The organism is Ferriphaselus amnicola (assembly GCF_000974685.2).
GTDB lineage: Bacteria > Pseudomonadota > Gammaproteobacteria > Burkholderiales > Gallionellaceae > Ferriphaselus > Ferriphaselus amnicola.
Map to the genome: position 1 here is coordinate 2407233 of NZ_AP018738.1, position 19041 is coordinate 2426273.

Sequence of the window (19041 nt, forward strand, 5' to 3'; positions counted from 1 at the left end):
TAGCCCCCTGACGTAAGAGAATTAATCTTTCGATCATAGGTGTGTCGCCACTGCTGCCCAAACCCACCTTTTGATGCAAACATACTGCTGTGGTAGTAGCGAACAAATTCAAGTCCGTTTGCTTGAGCGTAGTCCACCTCAACTTGTAGCTTATCGCCAATTCCAACATGAATGGGGTTGCCGACATGAACTGGTGCGGCAGCCTCTGCCGGGGCCGTGGTGCAGCTATGTGTTGAAGCGCTGAAGTTTTTCGCAATTGGAAAAATGGCTGGATCATATCCAATCGAATAAAGTGGGTATGGGCCAACTCCATTAAAGTAGTACCGCCACCAGTAATTTGTATGCCCCTGAATCGTAGGATCCCAGTCAGGCCAACCCGCAGGCTGATTGAAAACGACCCCACCATCGCAAGTAAAGAAACTCGGCGGAGGTGCAGGATAACCAGCTCCCCAAGAGCTGGTCATAGAGGTTGTACAACCCCAAGAGGCCGCATCATCAATCGAAAGGAATCCTCGCCCACTGTAATTTCCAGAGTAGCCGCCGATTGTATAGAACGAACCTGCTGCGATTGAAGCGGATGAATGCATGATAGAAGCCAGCAACACCATACCCAAGCTAAAGTTCGCATTTAAACGATGGCTTACCAATTTATCCAAGCACTTGCTCATCTCACCTCCCAGTTCGACCATCTGAAAATGCGCCCACTCGCACCTGTTGGATGGATGCGATCTCTTCTGGAGATGCTGACACATAACTTAAAGTCGTCATATATGTCTGGAGGCCTATGCCAATAAGTCATCGGCTAGTCCTTGGATATAGGAGATACTTTAAGCCATGCTAAATCAAGTGTCTAAATCCATTGCCGATGGTAAACATCGCACACATGAATGTAATTATTGGAGCTGTTGTGATCTGAGAAATTGCTAGATGGTCAATCTTGGCAAGGCAAGGCAGGAAGGGGCATTCAAGTAGTCGCACTCGCTGGTGCGATCAAGTTCAGAAATATTCAGACTTGGTTAAGTCCAACTGAGAATGATGTCCAATCGATCACAAAATACATCGAACTCCGAGTCGAAAGAGCATTTTTCGGCTCATGACGTTCGCTGTCGGAAGGATTGAGCTATAAGCGAAGTTAACATCTAGCGGTATGCGTATGATGCCGATGAAAAATGAAGAATATCTATTACCAACAAAGCGCTGGGGAGTAATTCCAGACAGGAAAGATGGTGGTGATGGACAAAATGCACACTGGCATCAGACAGCCGGATGTAATGCATTCTGTGTCGATGACACCAACTTCAGTAGCAGAGTCTGAAGAATTATTCTACAATGGCGCGCAGACAAGTGGCCGTGAAGTAAACAGAACTCACGAACTTTAATCGAGAGAGGCTCAAAATGGGAACCGACGAAGTGATTCGTAAAACTTTGGCGCTAGCGCAATCACAGCTTTCCAACTATAAAATGATGGATTCTTACAGAGCGAACGCTATTGGTAATCAAAATTCTGAGTTGCACAGCAATTCTAGTCGGACTTCGCAGCCATCGTCGTTAACAGTAGATAATCCACCAATCGCCAGCAAGGGATAAGCATATCGGAATTATCAAAAAGGCCAACCTAAGTTTGGCCTTTTTTATTGAGTGAAAAGAATTATGCCCAATAAGTTGTACAGTGAGAATTGTCAGCATCGTCAACTTCAGTCTGGAAAAACTGACTCCGCTTTTCGTTCGCCATATCGGAGAGATTACGCAAGACTGATCCACTCTCCTGCCTTTCGACGACTACAGGGGAAAACTCAACTTTACCCAGGACATGAGTCGGATTTCTTTCGCAATCGCCTGACTCACTCTCTTGAAGTAGCGCAGATCGCAAAAAGCATAGCGCAAAAGCTGAATCATGATAATGAGTTTCTGCGGACAAACCCAATTGACTGTGATTTAGTGGAATTTGCCGCATTGGCACACGACTTGGGACATCCTCCATTTGGACATAACGGGGAGCATGCGCTTGATGATTGCATGAAGCGCTGGGGTGGGTTTGAGGGGAATGCACAAACACTGCGCATTTTAGCTGTATCAGAAAAGAAGGAAACAACAGATGGGGGGCTTGACGGGGTTACGCTAAAGGGTGAGGACAATCGCATTGGACTAAATCTGACATTCCGTTCACTAGCTGCAATATTGAAGTACGACAATGAGATTCCGGTCTCACGAAAAAATGCCGACAAGCTTGTGAAGGGTTATTACTGCACAGAAAAACCACTTGTTAGCCAAATCCGAGAAGTCGTTGCAAGCGACTATCCCGCGCATTTTCCCCTAAAGACAGTTGAATGTCAGATTATGGACATTGCTGACGATATTGCTTACTCAACCTATGATTTAGAAGATGGACTCAAGGGCGGGTTTGTTAATCCACTTATGCTTCTGAGTATCGCTCGCACTGATACAGAGTTACTTCAACGGGTAACAGATAAAGTCAAGAAAGAATGTCCCGATGCCAAGTCAGAGGATGTGCTTAAAGCAATAGCCTATACTTTTAGGCGAGATATAAATGGCAAAACAGAACAACAGCCAGAAGACGAACAGAAAATAGTCTCGCCCCTCGACGAGTATATACTATCCAGATTAATTGCCAGCAACGGATATTCTAGAGCAGCCTTGACCTCTAGTCTTGTGGATAGTTTTATAAATAGCATCTCCATTTCGATAGATCATGACAGACCTGCCCTATCTAAAGTTACGATGGATCCAAGAGTAAAAATACAGGTTGAGTCTCTTAAGCACCTTAACTATGAGGTGACCATCATGTCGCCACGCCTAAAGTTGGTTGAATATCGTGGCTATGAAATAGTGAAAACAATATTCAGGGCACTTTCTGAGGATGATGGATATCTTCTACTTCCTCAGGATGTGAGGGAGTCCCATCAGCGTTTGCAGAAATCAGCGGATAAGATGCGACTTATTTGTGATTTTGTTTCAGGCATGACGGACCGATACGCGATTGAGTTTTTCGGGAGATTAAAACAGGGCGATCAGTCCATATTCAAGCCATTCTAGAATGGGATGGAATTGCGTATAGAGACCCAATGCCGAGTCATACGCATCGCGGAAGTAATTGTAATCGGTACTAGTTTCCTTGTCGAAATACTGACCAAGAAAACTCAGATTGAATGCAAATCCCCTGAGTCCACCCAGATTGACGCCCCACTACCAATTAGTAATATCCGCCGCCTCGCCAGTTCCGCCCAGTTGACCATCTTTTCCGAATGAGAAAAGATCGAATTCACCATGCTCATCTGGAGCTTTGTATTGGTAAGCCGCGCCCCAAGGATCAAGAGGGACGTCTTTCTTCAGATACGGGCCTGACCATTTGGCTTCACTGGCAGGTGGCTGTACCAATGCGTTCAAGCCTTGCTCCGTGCTCGGATAATGGCCGGTATCCAAGCGATATTGATCCAGTGACTTATCCAGTGCATCAAGCTGTGCCCGCGCCGCCTTAACCTCGGACTTGCCGATTTGGTTGAAGTATTTGGGACCGACATAGCTGGCGAGCAAGCCAATGATGACCATCACAACAAGCAGCTCCAGGAGCGTAAATCCGTCATATCGACCAGCAGATGACTGGCGTTGGGTACCGCAGCTAAACTTGGAATATTTCATACTAGGCTCTGTCGTAAAAATGAATTGTTCACAGATGGGACCAGTCTGACATGCGGTCAATCAGATTTATTGCGACACCCTATTCAAAACCATACCGTCGCGGTACTCACTAGGCTTGGTATTGGCTCCGTTATTAAATATTTCGAACAATGTGGCACGCAATTCCGACTGATCGGCCTCTTCAATCACGTACTGTGATTTGTGAATTTCACCATGCGCCGGATTGTGTTTTTCCGCCGTATCATAAACACATAGCGCGCGCTTCCCAGAGCTTTCCAGCAAACACTGCCTAAGCAATCCGCAATCGCCAATCAGGACACCATGCCACTTGTGGGATGGATTTTTCGTCAGATAGTCGGTAACAAAACTAACAAGCTCACCTTCCATAACAATTGATTCTCTTTGGATAGAGCAACCCTGCTGGAAGACATGAGAAAAGGCCGAAGGTTTAATATCCCCGCTTTTGCGTACGTGAACCGGAGAGAAAATAAACCGAGTAAGTCTCTCCTCATTCAGAATAAGGCCAGGAGAAAATCTACTTGTTGTGTGCTTTTCGCAAATACACTCCGGACATGCCTGATTTACAACATCAACACGCAGCTTCTCATCACTCGAAGCCTCGTTGATGCGCCGACAACGCCTGCCAATCTTAGAGAAGACTCCTCTAAGCCGACTAAATACTAAGGAGAGTTTTGAACACAGATGGCATGTTCTCAGAGTCAAATGCAACTACCCCTTTGTGTTTATCACTGTTTTTTTTGATGAAATAGACTATGCGACTATCATCCAGAAATTCCAAGTCAGCATATAGTTCTTCACTCTGCCAGAAAAGCGCAGCATGCCCAGAAGCAAACAGCATTGGCTCAGGCATTTCAGCCTCAGCATTAATTAATCTAGCAAAAGAAACCGCATGCTTAAGTGACATTGCCGATGGTTTGAGTGAGCCTTCCCCATCCCAGTTTGGCTCAAACAGCACCCAGTTTCTAATTTCACCAATAAGCTTTTCTAAAGACGTAGTTTCCCGACTTAAATCATGAAACATCTCGTCATTCGCGACTGTAGCCACCTCAACATTTTGAGCAGTCTGGTAAGTTCTGGCTAATGATCTCTGTGCAGACCTAACCTGCGCCTCACTTGCCCCTGGCAATGCGCTGACAGTTGGAGCCTGAGTCACGCTGAATGCGAGAAATATCTTTGCCGCAGCAGCCGTACTAATATTGGTGGACATTGTAGTTAGTTAATCAGAGCAATTTGCTTAGCCATACTCTCAACAAGAGTTTTTCCTAGAATCTCTTTATCGAATGCATGCAGCGCACCCATGTGTGCCGAAATAAAGTTCATAACCTCGCCACTATCCTGAGCTAAAGACAGTGGCTCAAACCCATTTTGATTGAACATGTCCGTTAGTACAGTAGTTATCGAAATTGAACGCCTAGAATTCAGGCCAACCATCTCATCCAAACAGTCGATATTAATATTCATCAAGCGCTTAGTCTGCGCATCCGACTTAATGAATGCTCCAGTATGAATATGCCATAAGTCCTCAAGGGAAAAAATGTGCTTTGCAACAAACTCTGAATCTTTGGAAAGTAGCAAATTTGGGGAAAAGTCCTTTGCACTTCCGTTCCAAACAAACTTATCAACAAAATTAATACTAATACTAACTAGAGTAGCGCCGCTATCCAGATAGTGACCAATTAAGGCCGCATAGTACTTTTCCGCTTGCCCCCAAATATCAGACCAACGCGTATATCGAGTCGATTTAAATGTAATAGAGGCCTGCTCAATCCGGAGCTCATTTTCAATTGTCCCATCCGGCGCACTCCGACTCATCACGACACCCGCTGGAGGCATCTGCATCGGTATAGATTGACCGCCAAATGCTATAGCAATCCCACCACCAAGAACAGGAGCAACCCCTGGAAGCAGGGTCTTAAATTGAGCAGCGCATACAAGCGCGTCACTGAGATATTGCTGATCAATGGGGCGATCAAAATGCAACACAAGCACAACCTGCTCAATCGAGTGTGCCGAGTGAACTGGCTCAAAATACCCATTATTGATTGAACTGGTATGCATAATTTTCTTTAGCTTGCACGCCACGCAGCGCGCTAAGGATTTTACACTCTATTTGTCTGGATTTCTTATTTCCATTCACTTCAAGCTGCATCCGACCACAAACCTGATCGGCATCTGCGGTTCGTTCTTCTCCACCCGATGGCTGATGAGGTGCGCTTCTGCAAAGATGCCTTCGCCATCGATCTTGCCGACGTATTCGATCATGGCATCCCAGTCACGAGCTTCGGCTTCGATCTTGACCTGATGTCCGGCCGGATCAGGTTCGACTGCCAGCAATACGACATTCTCACCCACGGAGCTTTCCAAGCCTTTCAGCAAGCCTGCCCATGGGAACGTCAGTCTGGCATTGATCGCTTCCAGTTTGCGTTGCTTGGCGATGGCATCCGGTGAGGTGATGGGCGGGGGTTTCTTCGGTGTTCGGGCGGCGAGTTGGGCGTGGATCGTCTCAGCCTCTTCAAGCATGGCAGTTTGCTGGTTCGCCAGCATCGCGGCCATGGCGGCGGATAGCAGCAGGAGTGCCCAGCCGATATGCCGGGATTGGATGGCCGAATGTTTGAAATTCAGTGCAGCCAGCTTTCCTGATCTAAATGCATGCCAGCCGGAGGGGCTGGGTAGCTCCAGTCGTGTGATACCGTCCTGAATCCGCATGGGTGTCGGTCGAGTCGGATCAGACAGGCAGTAGCTGAGTTGTACGCTGGCCGGATCATAGACATTGAGCAGGGCTTCGCGTTGCAGCAGTGAGTGCAGATCAAAGGTTGGATCATTGCCGGTCAATGAACGTCGAATCGTGTCGATCTGTCCATTGTGAATCCCGATACTCAGCACCAGACCGGGTTCGATCACCGCCAGTTGAGTGGAGGTGATCGGCCATGCGTGCTGGAGTACGCGGATGGCGGCCAGTTCCGGGCGGATGACCTTGATCTTGTGTCTAGGCAGTAAGGCTTCGAGTGATAGCAGCAGTCCCTCTTCGGTGGCGGCCATCACTCGGGGTGTGCCGTACCCGCCAGAAGCGATGGAAATCCGCCAAGATTTGGCGATCTCGCCGTAGATGCCTTCAAAGAGAATCTGACCAAGCGCTTGGTCTTCTTTGCGTCCAGCCAGATTCAGCGACCAAGGCAGCATGGCATAGCGAATGAAATGGCTGGATAGGTTGATCGTCGCACGCATGCCCGGTGGCAGTGGATGCTCGACCAGCCACTGCTTCAGGGACTCGGTGGCTGCTTGCCAGAGGGGCTTACCTTCCACAAGGAGGCAATCGAGTTCAGCCAGCACCACTTCCGCACGTCGCCAACCGGCAGGCGTGACGATGCGTACCCGATCGGGAGACAGGCTGATCTCTAGCGTTCTAGTCAACGAAGGTGGTCCGATTGATTTCATGCAGGGTGGTTTCGCCTCGGCGCACCAAGTCTAATGCGGATTCACGCAGGTTACGCATGCCATGCGCTTTGGCGGTGGCTTTGATCTTGCGGATCGGTTCGCGCATGACAATCATTTCGCGGATCTCGTCGTTCAGGTGCAAGATCTCAGCGATAGCCTTGCGTCCCTTGTAGCCGGTACCACGACAATGACCGCAGCCATGCCCAGTACGGAAGCGATAGTGTGATGCTTGCTCCGCTGTGATGCCGGAGAGCCGCAGCAATTTGTCATCGGGGGTGAAGTCGGTGGCACATTCGGAACAGACGATGCGTACCAGTCGTTGGGCAAGAATGCCATTCAAGGCCGAGACGAAGCTGTAGCTGTCCACACCCATGTGGATGAAGCGACCCAGCACGTCGAACACGTTGTTGGCGTGAACCGAGGTGAACACCAAGTGGCCGGTCAGCGCGGACTGGATGGCGATCTGGGCGGTTTCGGCATCACGGATCTCGCCCACTAGGATCTTGTCCGGGTCATGGCGCAGGATGGCACGCAGTCCTTTAGCGAAGGTCAGTCCTTTTTTCTCATTCACCGGGATCTGCATCACCCCGGGGAGTTGGTATTCGACCGGATCTTCGATGGTGATGATCTTGTCCGAGCCGTTGTTGATCTCGGAGAGTGCAGCATACAAGGTGGTGGTCTTGCCGGAACCGGTGGGGCCGGTGACCAGCAGCATGCCGTAGGGTTCGAGGGCTAGTTGGCGTACTGACTCCAGAGCGGATTCACTAAACCCCAGTCGTTCCAGATTGAGGCCGCTGGCTTGTTCGTTGTGTGACTTGCGGTCCAAAATACGCAGCACCGCATCTTCACCTTGAATGCTGGGGATGATGGACACGCGCACATCCACATCACGACCTTGAATGGTGACTTTGAAGCGACCATCCTGCGGGGTGCGTTTCTCGGCGATGTCGAGCTCGGCCAGCACCTTGATGCGGGAGATGAGTTGTTCCGCCGTTTCGGTACTGGGTACGGAGCCAACTTTGATCAATACACCATCGATCCGGTATTTGATGGTCATGCCGTGGGTATGACTTTCCAGATGGATGTCACTCACCCCACTTTTCAGCGCATCGTACAGGGTGGAGTTGGCCAGCTTGACCACGGGGCTACTGTCTTCAGCAATGGAGCGCAGGGACAGTCCTTCGTTGCTGCCGATCCGTTGTTCATCCTGCTCATCCCCCTCCAGCATCTGGTTCACCGCACGCAGGGAGTCTTCCTGCAAGGCCAGATAGGCGGTGATGTCAGCGGGAGTCGCAAGGAAGATCGCAAACGGACGTGCGAGACGTTCTTGCAATAAAGCGAGGAGCGCTTCGTCCCACGGGTCGGCAATCACCACGCGGAGGGGAGCCGATTCGCTGGAGACCACCAGCGCATGCCGGTTAGAGGCTTCGGCAAAGCTCAGGTAGTGGAATTCGGGAGTGCATAGGCGCAGTGCGTCCATACCGATCACGGGATAGTGCAGTAAGCTCGCCAGATTCTGGAGGACTTCGGCAGATGAACACCCTTGGGCTTCTGCCAGCAGCTCGACCACTGGACGCAAGGTGGCCACACTTTCTGCGCGACAACGAGCCAGTATATCCAACGGAATCGGGGAGAAATCGGCCATGCCGTTATTGTATGCTGCCAGCCAATTCGAAGATGGGCAGGTACATCAGCAGGACGATGCCGCCGATCACGGCACCGATGACCATCATCAGGATCGGTTCGAACAGACGGGTGAACCATTCCACCCAACGGGCGATGGCTTCGTCGTAAAACTTGGCGATGCGCTCCATCATTTCGCCGAGGTTGCCGGATTTCTCACCCACTTTGAGCATGCCTTCGGCGACATCGGTGGTGAGTTGGCAATGCGTCAGTGAATCGGCGATCCCCTGGCCTTCGCTGATGCGCAGCCGGGCGGCATTGAGGCTGGCTTCCATCGAGGGTTGGATCAGCAGGCCACGGGTCATGTCCATGGCGCTGACCAAAGGCACGCCGCCGCGCAGCAACATGCCGAGGGTGCGATAGAACCGGGTGAGTTGGTACAGTTTGAGCTGTTCGCCCACGGTCGGAATCTGCCACAGGCGTTGCCATAGCCAGTCACGGGTGGCGGGTCGGGTCAGTGCATAAGCCACTCCGGCCAGTACGCACCCCATGCCCAGCACGATGACGCTGCCGTGCGTTTCGAAATACTTGCCCCACTGCATCAGTAGCCGCGACATCATGGGGATGTCGTCACCCATCTCTTCATAGACCCGGCTGAAGCGCGGGATGACGTAGCCCAACAGGAACAGGATCACCGCAAGGCCGACCACGATCAGGAACACCGGGTAGATGGCGGCGCTGAGGACTTTTTTCTTCACGCCATCGAGTTGTTCGCGGTACACCAGATAGCGTGACAGGGCGGATTTGAGGTCGGAGGTTTTTTCGGAAGCGCGCAGGGTGGCGATGTACAGGGCAGGAAAGGCCGTCGGATGCGCTTGCAGGGCGTGCGACAGGGATTTGCCTTCGTACAGTTGCCGGCTCAGGCTGGTGTAGATCTCACGGGTGGTGCTGTCGCGCTCTTTGCGAGCGAGGATCTCGATGCCTTCCAGCAAGGGCAGTCCGGCATCCAGCAGTGACAGCAGTTCCTGACTGAACAGGGTGAGCGGGAAGCGCTTGGGTCGGGTGAAACGGAAGGACGGCAGTGCAAACCCGCCCGACGACACCACTCGGTAGCCTTGGGATTCTGCCAGCCGTACCGCTTCTTCGACGCTGGGTGCATCGAAGTTCAGGCGGACGATACCTTGGCTGGGGTGGTGAGCGGTTAGGGTGGGCATGGAAAATTAGTAGCTCATTAATAAATCAGGATACCGTGGTGTGTCCCCTGTTATTCAAGGTATCCTGAAGAGGTACTAGTTTTCGCAAAATGAGTCTGAAGAAGAAGTCCTGCTCTCGATTACGCCATGCCGATAAGAGCTCGTCCTCAAGGGCGGTTATCAGGATCGATTTCGTCGGTATCGTGGTATCGAAACCATCAACCACATACAGATCAATACGCTGAACATGCTCTTCACTAGTGAGACTCTTGAAGAGCGTGGCAATCGCCTTTGCATGCTGTTGGAACCGTTCATCGCCTTCTGACCCCACAAGCACGTAAGGCGACACTAGCTCGTCCGACGTATCGCTAAGTGGTGATGCTGTCACTAAGAACGGCAATGCAGATGGATTGTCAGAACGCTCTATAATTTCAGACACCAAGGACTGAACAATATTGCAGCCAAGTTGTAGTGCCATGCCAACTTGCAATGCTTGGCTGGATGCGCGTCGAGCCACCATCTCCTGTTCTTGGGGCGAGGCTACGACTAATGTAATTGACCCACAAACAAAGTAACTCATCGCGTTCTCTTATTCGGATAGCCTGATGGCAAGGATTGAACTTTTTCTGATGTTATCGGCCGCCCCTGAGCATCGAATAGTCGGTTGTGCTCATGAGGCTTCATCCCACCATGAAAATGATCATAATCTTGCCGCGAAAATGGACGTCCGTTATTGTCGTAAAATGTGCGGGAACTGACGCTTCCCGTTCTATCGATTTGCTCGTATATCGAGTTGGGCTGCCCTGTCCGTCCGGCTCGTCCTGCTCCAGAACCGACTGCTGTGCCGCCGCCTCCCCCAACATCAAAACATGGAGCTGGTCCCCCAGTACATCCAAACCCATTATTTGCAGCAAGCTGAACCGGCTCTTCCTGTGTATTGGGTGGAGGTGATGCTGCATTTACGTTCTGATTACCCTCCGTACTGCTATTAGGGTGAGCCCACTTATTAAAGATGTACCCGTACGCCGCCGTCACTGCCCCGTCTGCAAACTTCCCCCCACCAATGACCGACACTGTACCACCCACTACAGCTCGGGTGACCATATTGTCATACTCTCTTGGAACGTTCCCACCGAAAGCTTCACCTGCTGCGGCCGTCATCGCGCCACGACCACAATCCCCTCCACCCGCCGCAGCTCCTGCGCACCCGGCTGCCGCGTGCGCCATGACACGGCCTATGCCTCCGTCAGCCCATACTCCTCGACCACTCATGACATCTCCAGCAAAGCTGCCCGCACCATAGAACAATCCGGCGGTCACGGCACTTTGCATCCCAGCTTCAATTGACCCATCAGAAGCAACAAAGCCACTTGCGAATCCAGCTCCCATTGCCTGACCAGCAGCAGCCCAAGATGTTGGCCCTCCACTTGGTCCAAGCCATGCCGCTACCGCAATACTCTGAATGGTACGTGCGGTACCTTTATCGATGAGTCCGGTTTGATAACCAATCTCAGCGGCGACAATTGCGACAAAACAAAATATGCACTGCCCACTCGGATCGGTTTTAGCTAATGGATTATTCCAGACATAGGTGTAGCGGTTATATGACTGCAAATTTTCTGGGGCTTCAATCAAGAAATCCGCACTGACGAACCTCGCCATCATCGGGTCATACAGCCGCCCGTTCATGTGGATCAGCCCCACATCGTCCAGCATCTCGTGCCCGGTGTAGCCGTGGTACATGTCCGGGTTGTTGAGCAGGCCGTTCGGGTCAGCGGTGCCATTGGGATAGCGGCGTTTGCCCCATACGTCATAGGACAGGCGCTGCATTACTCCGCCGGCTGGACCGGTGATGGCAACGATGGAGCCTAAGTGATCCTTGGTGTAATACTCGTACGTTGGGGGTGCCAACACGGTGCCATCCGAGGCAAGCACTGGCCCTCCAGCGAGTGTGGTGGTGGTAATGTACTTGCCGAACATTTGGCCACCGGCGTACAGGTAGTGCTCATACTCAATGGCCGGAATCAATACCCCAGTCTTGGGATCCTTGATCGAGAAGTTGCTCTTCTTTTCGAAATGCAACCCAGTGTCATAGCGTGGACTCAGGGTGACGACTTGGGAGCCATCGGCCTGATTCTCAATCGTGCGTTCGTGTTCGGGGTTGTACAGGAAGCTGGTGGTATTACAGTTGGCGACCACACTGCCGAAGCAGCTCTTGATCGTGCTCGGCATGTTGAAGCTGGTCCAAGTGAACGCACGGCTCGCACCGGCGGTCATGTTGCCGTTGGCGTCATAGAGGAAGGTGGGATTCGCTACACCGTTGACCGTACCGGCGATGCTGGACACCGCGTGCGGACGAATACTGGTCAGGCCGCTGGGATTGTAAGAATAGGTACCCGTGCCGGTCTTGCTGATGATATTGCCCAGCGCATTGTAGGTAAAGTTGCTGACGGTGTTCACTGCACCGCTGGTGGCGGTGGCACTGGTAACCCGATTGAGGGTGTCATACAGGTACGTCTCGGTCAATCCAGTGGAAATGTCAGAGCGCGTCAGAAGGTTACCCAAGTTGTCATAGGTGTAACTGCTGTACTGAACCGAATTTCCGACCCCGGCCAATTGCCGAGTCAGCATGCCAGCATCGTAAACTTGCTGAGTCACCAAACCATTGCCGTAAGTCTGCTGCAATAGGTGACCTTGTGCATCCATGTTGTTAAGTGTCCACAGCACCTTAGCCGGGATGGTGGTATTCACCACTTGGACCAGTGTGCCGACGGCGTTGTAGATATTTTTGACCGCATAGCCAGTCGGATAGGTCTGCACTGATGGTCGCCCAGCTCCATCATAAGTGGTGCTGGTGACATACGGCTTGGCTACATTATCAATGACAGTGGATGTGCTGGAGAGGCGTCCAAACGCATCATAAACATGAGTACGCTTGTATTTATTATCGGTGCTGGCACTGGTCAGCTTGCCAATCCCGTTAGCCGCCGTGTCATAGACCCAGGTCGAGGTTAGATCCGGCTCATTTCGGGCCAACATTCGTCCAAGCTTGTCGTACGTCATGGTGACGGTCTGCTTCTTGGCATCAACCTGACGGATGAGTTCACCCAAAGCATTGTAGGCATAGCTCCAGATACCCATATCTGGATCATCCATGCCAATCTTGCGGCCACGCGCATCGTAGGTCAGGACGGTGATATTGCCCGCCGCATCGGTGGTCTTGATCAGGTTGCCGAATGCATCGTAGGTATAGCCGATGACACTGCCTTTATCATCGGTAACACTGACGGTCTGACCCAGCACATTGCTCACGGTGATTCTGTCTTGTCCGGGGAGCGTAGTTGCACCCGTCCACGTCGTGTCGGTTTTAGTTAGGCCGTTGTAAACGTGTTTGGTCGTGCGCGTCCCACCCTTCGAAACAGGAGAGCCTTCTTGTACTGGGCGCCCAAGCAGATCGTAGCTGACCGTTGCAAATTTAGCAGCAGCCACGCCAGACCAGGCATAAGGCAAATAACTTTGGACGGCTTGCCCCAAGGCGTTATAGGTCACGCGCTTTTCATCGACCCATTCAGTATTATCGAAATCGATGTGAGTAACCGCGAGCTGGCGATTGAGAATGTCGTAGTAGGTATGAGCCCAACGCCCCTGTCCTGTACTTAGATTAGCAATACAGTAGCGTTCGCCCGTGATATTTGGATTGACTAGGGAGCACGTATTTAGATATAGCCAAAGCGTCTGCGTCCCATCTGCACGGGTCTCGGTCGTCTTTCGTCCAAAACCATCGTACGCCCAAGTGGTCGGCAAACCATTCGGGCCGATCAGGCCGTCAACGGCACCAAAGCGTTCGTCAAAGGTTCGAGTTTCAGTATGCCCGAGTGCATTGGTCGTAGAGATGGCAAATTGACCGCGCACATCATAGGTGCTGCTCGTCGTCCGTGGAGCAATGACCGCATCAGTCCCAACGGCCGGGGCAGCCGCTTCGCCCGCACTGCCATTGCAGTTGCGCGTGGTGACGCTCTTTTTATTGCCGTAGGCATCATAGGTATATTCAGTGACCAGACAGAGTGCGCTGTTGCCAGGCTCGATGATCTCTTTAGTCAGCAGGCCAGATGCAGGGTCATACACGAAGCTGGAGCTGCGTGTGGCCGTCACGGCGTGAACCGGCAGGCTGATGAACAGCCCCATCAGCATCGACAGCCCCGTTGTGCGCAGTCGGTTGTTCATAGTTATCCCCTTACCTTGTGTCTTGTCGTGTGTGTCGTACTGTCTCGGTGTTGATCGTTGCGACCCACCCATTACGGGATGGTGCTGGTGACCGTCGCACCGGTCAGTCGGCCTAGGTACCAATTGACGGTGTCGTTGTTATAAGTATTGGTCGTGGTTTTGGTGAACACGACACTCGGTGTCGCTGGATTGTTCGCCGCAACCGTGATCAGGGTGGGGTTGCCATACGGGTCGTAGGTGTTGCTGGTCGTGACATTGGTAATCGCAGCACCTTGCACCGTGCCACCACTCCCCAACTCGTAGCTCACTTCCTGCGTTTTGATCAGTTGCGGTACGTGATAAATGGCACCCAGCGCTGCGTTAGTTGCATAGCTCCAAGTGTTCGTGACCAGATTCAGATAGGGAAGCACCGTCGCATTCTTGGCGAACTTAAGCACCTGCTTTGCCAAGCCTTGATGGGGATAGTCTTGGGTATAGGTTGTCTGCGTGCAGATATTCGGCGTGACGTTGGTGTCACAGGATCGAACGACATTGAACCCGAGGAACCCACCCCCATTCTGGTGGACTCTGGCGTAACTGTAGTTGTAGCTGGTACCTACCGTACCGCCGATACCGTTACTACTCGCAACATTCGACACTACGTACATCGGTGCCTGGATATCCACCACCGGATACACGGAACCGGCGCCCTTTACGTACACCGTTGTATCCGTTAGAGGTTTGTAGATGATATTGGTGGAGGCTCCCAGGCCATTCGTAAACGAAGCTACCCGATCCGCCTTGCCCGCTCCAGTTTCAACAAATTTGCGTGACGCGTCGTCGATCAGTAATAGGTCTGTGGTTCCGTCGCCATCATAATCACCTGGGCGTAAGTCCGAAGCAAACCAGTTGCCCGTAAACTTGCTGGTGCATTTACTCAGCAACGTGTCGGTCGGGCTTGCGACAGAAATTCCAGGCCCAGCACAAAGATGGGCGCTGCCCGTCCCCACCACCATCAGGTCGGTAATGCCATCTCCGTTATAGTCCCCCGGATAAATATGAGGTGATTTCCAGTCACCGGTCGCAACTTGTACGCAATTGTTCGCCGTCGCAATGCCTGGTCCAGGGCAGAAATAGCTAGCAGATGAGCCCGCCAAGAACAAGTCACTGATACCATCTCCGTTGTAGTCACCGGAAAGGAAGTCAAGGGCACCACCCCAGCCTGCATTGGCAATGATCGAACATCCACCGACACCGACAGTCGTTCCAGAACACCGATAGGTATTACCTCCAAACTCATACAGCAGATCGGATACACCATCAGCATTGAAGTCACCCACAGTGACATTCCCAGTACCTACTGGCTTCACTCCATACAAAAGAAACCAATTCACACTTGCTGTGTATCCAAGTGGCCTTGATCCAAGCTGAACCGAATTGCACGTCTTCAAATCGGGACCGAGACAGTACCCCCGCTCAAATCTCACCTCTGACATTAGAGTAGTGGAAATATAGTCGTATCCAGTGGCTTGGTAGTAAATCAGATCCAGCTTGCCATCGTTATTCACGTCAGCCACATAGCTGTCGTAGTCCGACGACTGCACATTCGCACTTACATTCACCGTGCCGTTATAAAACTGGTAGGGAACTGTTTGCAGGCCGCCGCCAGCCGCTGGCATACCCGTTGCCACGCAGGCTGTCAGTGCAGGACCATGGCACAGCTTTCCATTCGAGAAAATGTCATCATAGCCATCACCATTGAAGTCCCCGACTGTTACATGGCCTGGAAACTGACTCGATGGAATCGTGAGTGCAGTACAGGTAAATGTGGCCGCCTGATCCAGTCCAGCACACTTATATGCAGAGGTGCCAATCGAGCCATTCTGGACCAACATCTCCGGCTTTCCGTCACCATTGAAGTCACCTGAATACCGATGAGGTATGGAGTTCCAACCCGCACCACCCTGTACCTGTGTCGCCACCGCATTACCAACGGCATCCCCCGTTGCATCCCAACCCACGGTGGTCGGGGGCAAACAAGTTGCCGTCGCTGACGTAATCACTCCATCACACTCACGGAGAGTAGTTAGTCTGGATCGTTTTGATGCCGGACTGACGGCATAGTCCAAACGATAATCTTTCACCAGCACATTTGCGCCATTGACCTTCGCAAAGGTCTGGATATTATTCAGGCGAACGGTGCTCTTGATCGTGCTGCCGTCTGCATCGTAAAGCGTGGTGCTATCCGGCCGCGCTTCATATACGAAGCGTACAGAGTTGTACGGCAGCAGGCCGGTCACTGTGTTACCGGTATAGTCAATGCTGGTCGGGTAAAATTCTCCGCTGGTTGCACTGTTATCCTGATAAGTAATGGTGTAGTAGTTATTCTTGCTATCCACCACTTTGTTGAGTGCCCAGACTTGAATATTGGTTTTGCCTTGCTGGACGATCTTGGAGTCCACCGAGTTGCCATAGACCATGGTCAAACCGGCCTTGGTCTCCACCGTGAAGTACGCGGGTCCCGTAGTGGGTGTACCACTGGCTCCGTAGGAGGTAATGCGACTAAAACTTTCTCGCTCGGTGCGATAAACGGTGCCATTCGCCCCATAGACGCCGCTGGTCGAAACTAGACGTTGCCCATCCATGCAATAACGATCCGATGCGTCGTATTGCACCGTTTTGCGGACACCATCCTGCGCCATCGTCTTCGGACAACGGGTGATGGCAGATAATCCCGATAAACTCCAGCCCACGCCCAATAGACCATTACCACCTTGGCTGTTGTAGTTGATAGCCACGCTCGGAGCCATACCGGCTGTACCAGGTGGAAGTGCGATCGGAATACTGTAATTGGCCGCCCCCGTGGGCGAGACACCAAACTGACCCGGGGTAAAGAAGACCGCCTCGGCACTTTGCGCGATGAGTAGCGTGGCTACCCCCAGGGCGACTCCGAGTCGTTTTACAAAGTGGCGGAAGTGAATAGGCATGATTTGAGGCTTCATTTTGATCCCGATGTCTGATCAGGGCATACGCCCAGTACGTTATACAAGCTGGCTCAAGGAGCCGGAAGGATGGCAGGAGGTACATCGATCGGTGGTGGCATCAGCGCCGGATCGATATCCACCGGCAACTCCGCAAGCGGCACGTCCATGGGTGGCGGTGGTGGCGGAGCAAAGGCTTCGGGAGGCGGAGCCATCACGCCGATGGCGGTCGGATCGACCGGCGGGCTTTCTAAGGGAACCAGTGGGTCAACCGGTGCGATCGGTGCAATCAACGTCTGGGCGGCAGGATCAACAACGGCCGGTTCCGTCACAGCGTACGTTGAAGCACAGGTCAGTAGCAAACCCATGGCAAGCACTAGGCGAGCCTTGGAATTCAAGGCAGCATATCGTTTGATCGGCATCGTTATGTTCTTTTTTAGGTGTGGGATTCGTGACTGCGCTCCCTGTTTCAGCAGCCACGATGCGTCTGGGGGCGAATTCTAGCCGATGGGTTTTGTGGTATTCAATATGTCTAAAGCTCTATATCTTTGGATATAGGGGACGAAGAATTTGCGTCCCAGCGCGTTGCCAGTTTCATGCCGCCGGCAAGGGCGAGGGTGCGGTCGTCACCGGAGGACGGTAGGTGAAACGCCAGTCAGCGTATCGTTTGGCTTGAGTAAAACCGGCCATCGCCTCGTCGAATTCCCCGGTTTTACGCGGTTTTGCCTCCGATAAGCTGTACACGCCAGCAATGCCGCCATCCTCAGCACGCACCAACCCCCATTCCTGCTTGCGGGTCATCGGGTCGGTGAACAGTTTGCGCAGGTGGTGTTGTGGCACCATGAAGCGGTCATCTTTGAGTAAATCTTGCAGCGTCATGGGGTAGCGTTTTACCGTACCCGGGCTGTGTTGGTAATACAGGCCGATGGCTTGGATATACTGCTCGCCGATCAGTATCAGTTCTTCCTCGCGTTCCTGTTGCCGCACCGTGCTCCAGACCACGCCGATGGACGCGGTCACCAAGCCAAGAATGGCGATCAGAATCAGGACGGCCACATAGGTAATGCCTTGCTGCCGAGTGCAGCTACCACTGCGCATACGCTGTTCCATCACGCGCTTTGCCCGGTGCGCCACTTTTCACATCATAGATCGCACCTTGCTGGGGATCTTCGGGAGGTACCAGCACCCACGTCGTCGCACTGCCCGTCATCGGATCCTCAGGAATCGCCCGAAGGTAACGATGGGTGACCAGATCATTGAGTTCAGCGGGATACTGGCCTGTCTCACCGTAATATTTATCCACCATTTGTCGCAAGGTCGCCAGATCACTACGCAGGATCTCCTCCTTGGCACGCTCGACACTGCCGAAATAACGTGGGGTTGCCAGCGTGAGCAACAACGACAGGATCGTCATCACCACCAGCAATTCGATCAGGGTGAACCCTTTACCAAGCGCGATACGGGATGCCATTGCTGCCTTTACTGGTTTCCAGTGGATAGACATCGAATATGTCTGCCCCTTCCTTCGGTGTGTCGGCAGGCGAGTCGTAGCTGCGCTTACCCCAGGTTTGTTCGGGTGTCAGGGTCGGATCAGTGTTAAGCGGATCGCGTGGGATGCGGCGCAGGAAATGAATCTTGCGATGCGAGGGGTCCTTTTGATCTTCGACGCCTTCGACTAGGGTGATCAAACTCGGCGGATAGCCAGAGTCGCCGATGTTTTGTACGACACGACCTTGATCCCAAGCTTTCTTGTAGGCATCCAACGCAGCACGTATCTGCCAGAGTGCTGCACGCAGATCTTTCTCCTTGTCATGACGCAAGGTGGTTTCCACCAAGGGGACAGCGAGCGTCGCCAGCAGGCCGATGATCGCAGCGGTGACCGCCACTTCGATCAAGGTAAAGCCGCGTGCGGACTGACGCATGCCAGC

15 protein-coding genes and 1 pseudogene are annotated in these 19041 nt (G+C 52.4%); 1 reads left to right on the forward strand and 15 read right to left on the reverse strand.

From position 1 onward, the window contains the following. Nucleotides 1–17: 17 nt before the first annotated feature. Nucleotides 18–752 (reverse strand): annotated as a pseudogene (locus tag OYT1_RS14120) (DUF6531 domain-containing protein); the annotation flags it as partial. An 898-nt stretch (nucleotides 753–1650) separates the two neighbouring features. On the opposite strand from OYT1_RS14120, the gene OYT1_RS11945 reads away from it, so the two are divergent. Then, nucleotides 1651–3054, forward strand: coding sequence for a deoxyguanosinetriphosphate triphosphohydrolase family protein (locus OYT1_RS11945; RefSeq protein WP_062626610.1), 1404 nt, complete (start codon nucleotides 1651–1653; stop codon nucleotides 3052–3054). Between the two features lie 150 nt (nucleotides 3055–3204). Here the strand turns inward: OYT1_RS11945 and gspG are convergent, their stop codons facing one another. The 14 genes from gspG to OYT1_RS12015 all read right to left on the reverse strand — a co-directional run bounded on the left by gspG (nucleotide 3205) and on the right by OYT1_RS12015 (nucleotide 19035). Then, the gene (gspG, locus tag OYT1_RS11950) at nucleotides 3205–3657 is read right to left on the reverse strand and encodes a type II secretion system major pseudopilin GspG (protein ID WP_062626609.1); all 453 of its coding nucleotides are present in this window, start codon (nucleotides 3655–3657) and stop codon (nucleotides 3205–3207) included. A 66-nt stretch (nucleotides 3658–3723) separates the two neighbouring features. Further along, on the reverse strand, nucleotides 3724–4044 hold the full coding sequence (locus OYT1_RS11955; RefSeq protein WP_062626608.1) for a hypothetical protein: 321 nt from the start codon (nucleotides 4042–4044) through the stop codon (nucleotides 3724–3726). 286 nt (nucleotides 4045–4330) lie between these two features. Further along, nucleotides 4331–4885 (reverse strand): hypothetical protein, encoded by a 555-nt coding sequence (locus OYT1_RS11960; protein WP_062626607.1) that lies wholly within the window; start codon nucleotides 4883–4885, stop codon nucleotides 4331–4333. 5 nt (nucleotides 4886–4890) lie between these two features. Then, nucleotides 4891–5736, reverse strand: coding sequence for a hypothetical protein (locus OYT1_RS11965; RefSeq protein ID WP_062626606.1), 846 nt, complete (start codon nucleotides 5734–5736; stop codon nucleotides 4891–4893). A 75-nt stretch (nucleotides 5737–5811) separates the two neighbouring features. Next, nucleotides 5812–7113 carry a hypothetical protein gene (locus OYT1_RS11970; protein ID WP_145983716.1) on the reverse strand — a complete coding sequence of 434 codons (1302 nt, stop codon included), beginning with the start codon at nucleotides 7111–7113 and terminating at the stop codon, nucleotides 5812–5814. Further along, a complete protein-coding gene (locus OYT1_RS11975; RefSeq protein WP_062626604.1) occupies nucleotides 7082–8758 on the reverse strand; it encodes a GspE/PulE family protein in 1677 nt (558 codons plus the stop codon). The genes OYT1_RS11970 and OYT1_RS11975 overlap by 32 nt, the downstream gene beginning before the upstream one ends. 4 nt (nucleotides 8759–8762) lie before the next feature. Then, entirely contained in the window at nucleotides 8763–9950 is a 1188-nt protein-coding gene (locus OYT1_RS11980) for a type II secretion system F family protein (protein WP_062626603.1), read from the reverse strand. 25 nt (nucleotides 9951–9975) lie between these two features. After that, nucleotides 9976–10509, reverse strand: a complete 534-nt coding sequence (locus OYT1_RS11985; RefSeq protein WP_062626602.1) for a hypothetical protein — start codon at nucleotides 10507–10509, stop codon at nucleotides 9976–9978. After that, complete coding sequence (locus OYT1_RS11990; RefSeq protein WP_172588556.1) at nucleotides 10506–14153, reverse strand: RHS repeat-associated core domain-containing protein; 3648 nt, start codon at nucleotides 14151–14153, stop codon at nucleotides 10506–10508. The genes OYT1_RS11985 and OYT1_RS11990 overlap by 4 nt, the downstream gene beginning before the upstream one ends. A gap of 71 nt (nucleotides 14154–14224) precedes the next feature. Further along, nucleotides 14225–17134 (reverse strand): FG-GAP-like repeat-containing protein, encoded by a 2910-nt coding sequence (locus OYT1_RS11995; RefSeq protein WP_062626600.1) that lies wholly within the window; start codon nucleotides 17132–17134, stop codon nucleotides 14225–14227. A gap of 53 nt (nucleotides 17135–17187) precedes the next feature. After that, nucleotides 17188–17535 carry a hypothetical protein gene (locus tag OYT1_RS12000; RefSeq protein WP_062626599.1) on the reverse strand — a complete coding sequence of 116 codons (348 nt, stop codon included), beginning with the start codon at nucleotides 17533–17535 and terminating at the stop codon, nucleotides 17188–17190. A 172-nt stretch (nucleotides 17536–17707) separates the two neighbouring features. Beyond that, nucleotides 17708–18226, reverse strand: coding sequence for a type II secretion system protein (locus OYT1_RS12005; protein ID WP_172588557.1), 519 nt, complete (start codon nucleotides 18224–18226; stop codon nucleotides 17708–17710). Next, the gene (locus OYT1_RS12010) at nucleotides 18198–18584 is read right to left on the reverse strand and encodes a type II secretion system protein (protein WP_062626597.1); all 387 of its coding nucleotides are present in this window, start codon (nucleotides 18582–18584) and stop codon (nucleotides 18198–18200) included. The genes OYT1_RS12005 and OYT1_RS12010 overlap by 29 nt, the downstream gene beginning before the upstream one ends. After that, nucleotides 18559–19035, reverse strand: coding sequence for a type II secretion system protein (locus OYT1_RS12015; protein ID WP_062626596.1), 477 nt, complete (start codon nucleotides 19033–19035; stop codon nucleotides 18559–18561). Before OYT1_RS12015 ends, OYT1_RS12010 begins: the two co-directional genes overlap by 26 nt. Between the last annotated feature and the right edge of the window lie 6 nt (nucleotides 19036–19041).